Consider the following 5,476-nt stretch of genomic DNA (forward strand, 5'->3'; position numbering starts at 1 on the left):
GTTCGCACACGACAACAGTAATCACGTGGCCGTGATTTAACGCATGACAACTTATGCGTGCTCGAATATGGCGAGGCTGCGCAGCGCGGCCGTTAACGAGTCGTTACTTACGCTGGCGGGCTCGTAGCGCCCGGCTGCACTGCCGGCAGGACGACCGATCCGGCGCAGCACCTCCCGCTCGAATGCGACGAAGTTCTCGATGCGGCCGTCAGCCGTGCGCAGCGGTCGGCAATCGATCTCCGCGCGATACTTGGAGCCATCCCCACGGTAGTTGGTCAGGTAGCCGTGGAAGCGCTCACCAGCGGCCAGAGAGCGGTGGAAGGCGTCGAGTGTCTCGCGACGTGTCTCCCTGCCCTGCATGAAGCGCGGGGTCTGGCCGAGGATATCACCCAAATCGCGCCCGACAAGCCGACCGAAGGCTTTGTTGGCATACAGAATAACTGGACCGGGCGATGCGACCATCGTGTCGGTTACCACGACGCCCACCACAGCATCGTGAGCTAACGCGCGTATGAGTTCGAAAGCGGTCATTTCGGCAAGGTGATTACCCATTCAACGACCGTTCGATAACTTCACGCAACGCATGTCCAACGTGCAGATGCACAGCATCGATAGCGGTCTCGACCAGCCTGTCCTGCGCCGCGGCCAACGGCTGGCGCAGCTCGGCGTTCTCGGCGGCTAGCGCCGGGAGCACGGCGGCCACGACACCGCTCATCCGGATCCCTACGCTCAAATCAAGCCGGGGCGTGTAGACGCGCAATAGCTCGCCCACAACGCCGTTTGAGAAGTGTTGGGGCGGTGACCGACGCAAGGCATTTCGACGACTCATTAACCAACGCACGACATCCTCGCGGCAAAACTCATTTGGAAGCGCGCGATGATCGGCCTCTCATTCCGCCAGTCGACCAAGCCTCCGATACAGCCGGAACTCAGCAGCACAGAGCGGCTTCGACGTGCGGAGGAACAGCGGCTGCTGGCCGCCGTAGAGCGTTTGGCCGCGACGCAGGATCTGACCATCGCCGATCTGCCGGATGGCCCGTTGCGGGATGTGCTCTCGCGCCTGCTCATGCATGGGCGCCGAGAGCGGCATACCCATCTCGGCGCTCTGGCGAATGTGGCTCATGAAGCCTCCGAGGCGGCCATCAACGTCGGTTGGACCACCCATGACGTCGGTCAGGTGGCCGACTCCGCTCAGACCATCGCCAGCGCCACGGAGGAAATGGTCGCCTCCATCGCCCAGGTCGCCGACACATCTGAAGCCGCCGGCAGTTCGGCGGAGGCGGCCCGCACGGCGATGCTGGCGTGTCTTGGCGAGCTCCAGCAGGTTCGGCAAGCCATGCAGGCGATCGACGCGCGCACCGCGCAGATCGACCAAAGGCTCGGGGTCTTGCAGGGTGCGGTCGCGCAGATCGGCAGCATGGCCGGCACCATCGCCAACATCTCCGGGCAGACAAATCTGCTGGCCCTGAACGCCACGATCGAGGCGGCTCGTGCCGGTCAGGCTGGCAAGGGGTTCGCAGTGGTCGCATCCGAGGTGAAGGCGCTCTCGGCTCAGACTGCCAAGTCGACCGACGAGATCCGCACGTGGCTCGGGACGTTGCAGGCTGAGATGAGCCAGATCGCCCATGCGGTCGGTGATAGTCGTGCCGCGGTGATCTCCGGTACGGCGACGGTCGAGAAGCTCGGTGCATGCGTTGAGGAGGCCGACGCCGGCATCCGGCAGACGAGCGATCTGAACCGCGCCTTGTCCGAGACCCTCGGTCAGCAGCGGCAGGCTACGCAGGAGATCGCGCAGAACGTACAGGGCATCGCCGAGAAGGCGAGCAAGACCCGCGGCGAGATCGCGAGCATCACCGAGCGATTGGTCAAGGCGGAGGCCGCGGCTCAGAAAGCGCTCGATGCGGCCGAGGATGCTACGCCAGCCTGCCAGCTTGTGCGACTCCCGCTCGATGTCGGGGCGTGGAAGCGGCGGTTAGCAGGTATCCTGTTGGGTCAGGCATCGCCGGACACGGCCGCCACGACCATGCGGGGTCAGTCTTCACCGACACTTGCCGTGCAGTTGCGCGGCACGTCGCTGGAACAGCGCTCTGCGTTCTCGCGGCTGGTCCGAGCCGAACAGGCGGCTCACACCGAAGCGGCGCGCATGACTGCGGCACTGGCGAAGCGGGACTGGGATACAGGCACTCCAGCCTTCAACAACGCGGCGGATGCGATGGCGGAGATGTTAGCCGCAGCCAGCGACCTGATCGCGGCTCCTTAGCAAGATTGAGGAGCAGATCCGTAAGTTTCTTATCGTAGAATGCATTTTGCCCTTGACGAAAACAGCAGCGCCTATGTTCCTTGACCTGAGCATGCCGATCCTCCTCGTCGACGACTATCAGACGATGGTACGGGTCATCCGCAACCTGCTGAAACAGCTCGGTTTTAAAGAGATCGACGATGCCTCTGACGGGACAGCCGCTCTTGAGCGTCTGAAGGATCGCAAGTACGGGCTCGTGATCTCCGATTGGAACATGGGGCCGATGACCGGCTACGAGTTGCTCCAGCATGTGCGCGCCGACGAGACACTACGGCTTACCCCATTCCTGATGATTACCGCGGAGTCGAAAATAGAAAACGTCATAGCGGCCAAGAAGGCGGGCGTGAACAACTACATCATCAAGCCTTTCACCAGCGTGACGTTGAAAGCCAAGATCGAGGCCGTTTGCCACGGCGAGATCGCAAATATCAATCGCATTGCTGGATAACGACGGACGGATGGGCGTCAGCCCGCATCCAACTGAATAATTAGTCCTATGTTTGTCTTAGTGAAACCGAAGTAGCCGACATGATCGCCTGCGACGGAGCCAGTTGCGCCCTGTCACCGTTATTATGTTCGACGTCGCGGCCCGAGTGATTTTACGACTTGATCGCCAATCGACTCCGCGATCCTGCACTCACTGGGTATCTCAGCGGACTGCCGGCCTCCGTCGACGCTAAATTCGTCCTTCCCGGGGCTGGGCAGATCCTCGTCTGGAAACGAGGGCCAATCACGCATTTCGTCCGAGGTTCTCAATTCTGATTCCGATCCGGGATGTTCATCGCTCGGCTGTTCACAGCAGAGAGCCCGGGCATCCGCAGCCGTTCGTGGTTTGCTGAAGATATAACCCTGCACCTCGGTGCAGCCTTCGCGGCGGACCAGTTCAAGCTGCTCGACCGTCTCGACACCCTCAGCGACGATGCCCATGCCCAGCCGCTCGCCAATGCTCACGACCGCCCGCACGATCGCGGCCGCATCCGGGTCGGCAATGTCGCGGATGAAGGATCGATCGATCTTAATCTTGTCGAAAGGGAACCGCCGCAGGTAGCTCAGGGACGAGTACCCGGTGCCGAAATCGTCGAGCGCCAAGCGCACGCCCAGTGCGCGAAGCCGGTGCAATACCCCTACGGCCTGCTCCGGGTTCTGCATCAGCAGGCTCTCGGTCACTTCAAGTTTCAGGCGTCGTGCCGGGAGACCGGTCGCCGATAGTGCAGCTACAACAGCCTCCTCCAGGCCGCCGCGGAACTGCACCGCGGAAACGTTGACGCTCACGCGCACGGATGCAGGCCAGTTCAGCGCCTCAGTACACGCCTCGCGCAGTGCCCAGATGCCCAGCGGCACGATCAGCCCCGTGTCCTCCGCCACCGGGATAAACTCGCCCGGCGAGATCAGGCCGTGTACGGGATGTTGCCAACGCATCAGAGCTTCGAAGCTCACGATTGCCCTGGTCGTCACGTCGATGATCGGCTGGTAGACGAGGAAGAAGTCACCCCGCCGGATCGCCTCCTTCATATCGATCGCGAGCAGACTGCGCGTGGCGGTACGCGCGTGCGCCTCGGCCTCGTACATCCGGTAGGTGTTCCGGCTCGCAACCTTCGCTCGGAACAGCGCCATATCGGCCCGCTGGAAAACGCCCTCGGCGCTGGCGTGGTCGTCGGACAAGAGCGCCGCGCCGACGCTCACGCCGATGTCGATTACGATGCCGTCGAGCTGCAACGGTTCATCCACGGCCGCGATGATGCGCTCACACACTTGCCTGACACCCACCTCGCCGTCGATGTCGGATAGGATCACCGCGAACTCGTCGCCGCCGAACCGCGCCACCGTGTCTGCATCGCTCACGGCCGAGTGAATGCGCTCGGCTACGAGACGCAGAACTCGGTCTCCCGCGAGATGCCCGTAGGTATCGTTGACGATCTTGAAGTGATCGAGATCGAGCGCGAGCACGGCGTGGCGGTTCGGCGCCAAGTTCGCCCGAGAAAGCGCCTGATCGAGACGTTCGCGGAACAGGTTGCGGTTCGGCAAGCCGGTGAGCGCATCGTACAACGCCATGTGGGCGATGCGAGCCTCCGCTTCCTTGCGGCGCGAGATGTCGATCAGCGTACCGACCAATCGCAGCGCCCGACCGTCTGGAGCACGACCAGCTACACGGGCACGCGCGAGAACCCAGAATGCCTCATCCTCCACCTGACCCACGCGGTACTCGCATTCGAGCGTGGCAGTCTGGTCCCTCAGGTGCGCCCGTGTGGCTGTCATCACACGCTCACGATCATCCAAGTGGATCGCCTCGATCCAACCCGACATGGTAGGTCGAGCACGTTCACCCACGAGGCCGAGTCTACCGCGCCACCGCTCGGATACCCAGGTCGTCCCGTCGATCAGGTTCCAGTCGAACAGGCAGTCCTCGCCGCTGTCGAGCGCCAGGGCGAGCCGCTCCTCGCTCAGACGCAGGCGGGCTTCGCTGGCCCGCGCGGCGCGCTCGCTCTCACGGCGGCGCGTGATGTCCGTATACGTGCGCACGTACCCGCCATTCGACAGCCGCACGACACGCACCTCCAGGCTCGTGCCATCGGGGCGTTCGCGCTCGTACACGTCCGGCAAACTGGCGAGATCAGCGGCGTCCAAAGCTGCCATCAGGGGCGCCGGGCTGGTCTGAAACTCGCCACGCGCGACTTGGAACGCGTTGATGACGCTGTATGGACTGCCGTCGTGCAGAACAGCCGCAGGTAGGTCGAGGAGTTCGCGTGCACGTTGGTTGTGCAGTCGCACGCGCATATCCGGGCCGTAGAGGATCAAGCCCTGATCCATGCTTTCCAAGGCGGTGCGCAGCAGTTCGTTGGTCTCATAGAGGCGTGCTTCCACAAGCGCTCGATCGTTCGGCATATTCCGAGGCATCGATCTTCTCCGTCGGATCGATACGGAAACAATCTAGCGCGCCGGCGAAGCAGTACCGAGGCCGATCGCGGACCCGGCCCGACGCTGCTCTTTCGGCGCTCGGCAGACTGCCGGTCGTTGGGGGCATGGTAGCTTGAGGCGATTAAAAGATCCTGCAACTCAGAGCAGTCGCGCAACCACTCTCCCGCTCAGGATCAGATTGCGCGACCGCGACTGCAGCCCATCACCGCAGCAGTTCATTGACGCTTCAAATCCGGCCACTGCGTGATAACGGACTCATCG

The 5,476-nt window shown here is 62.9% G+C and carries 6 protein-coding genes; 2 read left to right on the forward strand and 4 right to left on the reverse strand.

Annotated elements, in window-relative coordinates:
• Positions 1-51 precede the first annotated feature (51 nt).
• The 3 genes from OXS49_RS32305 to OXS49_RS32315 all read right to left on the reverse strand — a co-directional run bounded on the left by OXS49_RS32305 (position 52) and on the right by OXS49_RS32315 (position 1,123).
• Positions 52-552, reverse strand: coding sequence for a PAS domain-containing protein (locus tag OXS49_RS32305; protein ID WP_267428610.1), 501 nt, complete (start codon positions 550-552; stop codon positions 52-54).
• Positions 545-715, reverse strand: a complete 171-nt coding sequence (locus OXS49_RS32310) for a hypothetical protein (protein ID WP_267428611.1) — start codon at positions 713-715, stop codon at positions 545-547. Before OXS49_RS32310 ends, OXS49_RS32305 begins: the two co-directional genes overlap by 8 nt.
• A 174-nt stretch (positions 716-889) precedes the next feature.
• On the reverse strand, positions 890-1,123 hold the full coding sequence (locus tag OXS49_RS32315) for a hypothetical protein (protein WP_267428612.1): 234 nt from the start codon (positions 1,121-1,123) through the stop codon (positions 890-892).
• Here OXS49_RS32315 and OXS49_RS32320 point away from each other — a divergent pair.
• On the forward strand, positions 1,115-2,260 hold the full coding sequence (locus OXS49_RS32320) for a methyl-accepting chemotaxis protein (RefSeq protein ID WP_267428613.1): 1,146 nt from the start codon (positions 1,115-1,117) through the stop codon (positions 2,258-2,260). The two genes, OXS49_RS32315 and OXS49_RS32320, sit on opposite strands and share 9 nt — an antisense overlap.
• 73 nt (positions 2,261-2,333) lie before the next feature.
• Positions 2,334-2,747 carry a response regulator gene (locus OXS49_RS32325; RefSeq protein WP_267428614.1) on the forward strand — a complete coding sequence of 138 codons (414 nt, stop codon included), beginning with the start codon at positions 2,334-2,336 and terminating at the stop codon, positions 2,745-2,747.
• 122 nt (positions 2,748-2,869) lie between these two features.
• Here the strand turns inward: OXS49_RS32325 and OXS49_RS32330 are convergent, their stop codons facing one another.
• Positions 2,870-5,161, reverse strand: coding sequence for an EAL domain-containing protein (locus tag OXS49_RS32330; RefSeq protein WP_267428615.1), 2,292 nt, complete (start codon positions 5,159-5,161; stop codon positions 2,870-2,872).
• Positions 5,162-5,476 lie beyond the last annotated feature (315 nt).

The organism is Methylobacterium sp. GC_Met_2, assembly GCF_026540795.1.
Lineage (GTDB): Bacteria > Pseudomonadota > Alphaproteobacteria > Rhizobiales > Beijerinckiaceae > Methylobacterium.

Bases quoted from the DNA above. Each gene is read 5' to 3' on its own strand.
- OXS49_RS32305 (WP_267428610.1), bottom strand. From the start codon at position 552: ATGGGTAATCACCTTGCCGAAATGACCGCTTTCGAACTCATACGCGCG.
- OXS49_RS32310 (WP_267428611.1), bottom strand. From the start codon at position 715: ATGAGCGGTGTCGTGGCCGCCGTGCTCCCGGCGCTAGCCGCCGAGAAC.
- OXS49_RS32315 (WP_267428612.1), bottom strand. From the start codon at position 1,123: ATGAGCCACATTCGCCAGAGCGCCGAGATGGGTATGCCGCTCTCGGCG.
- OXS49_RS32325 (WP_267428614.1), top strand. From the start codon at position 2,334: ATGTTCCTTGACCTGAGCATGCCGATCCTCCTCGTCGACGACTATCAG.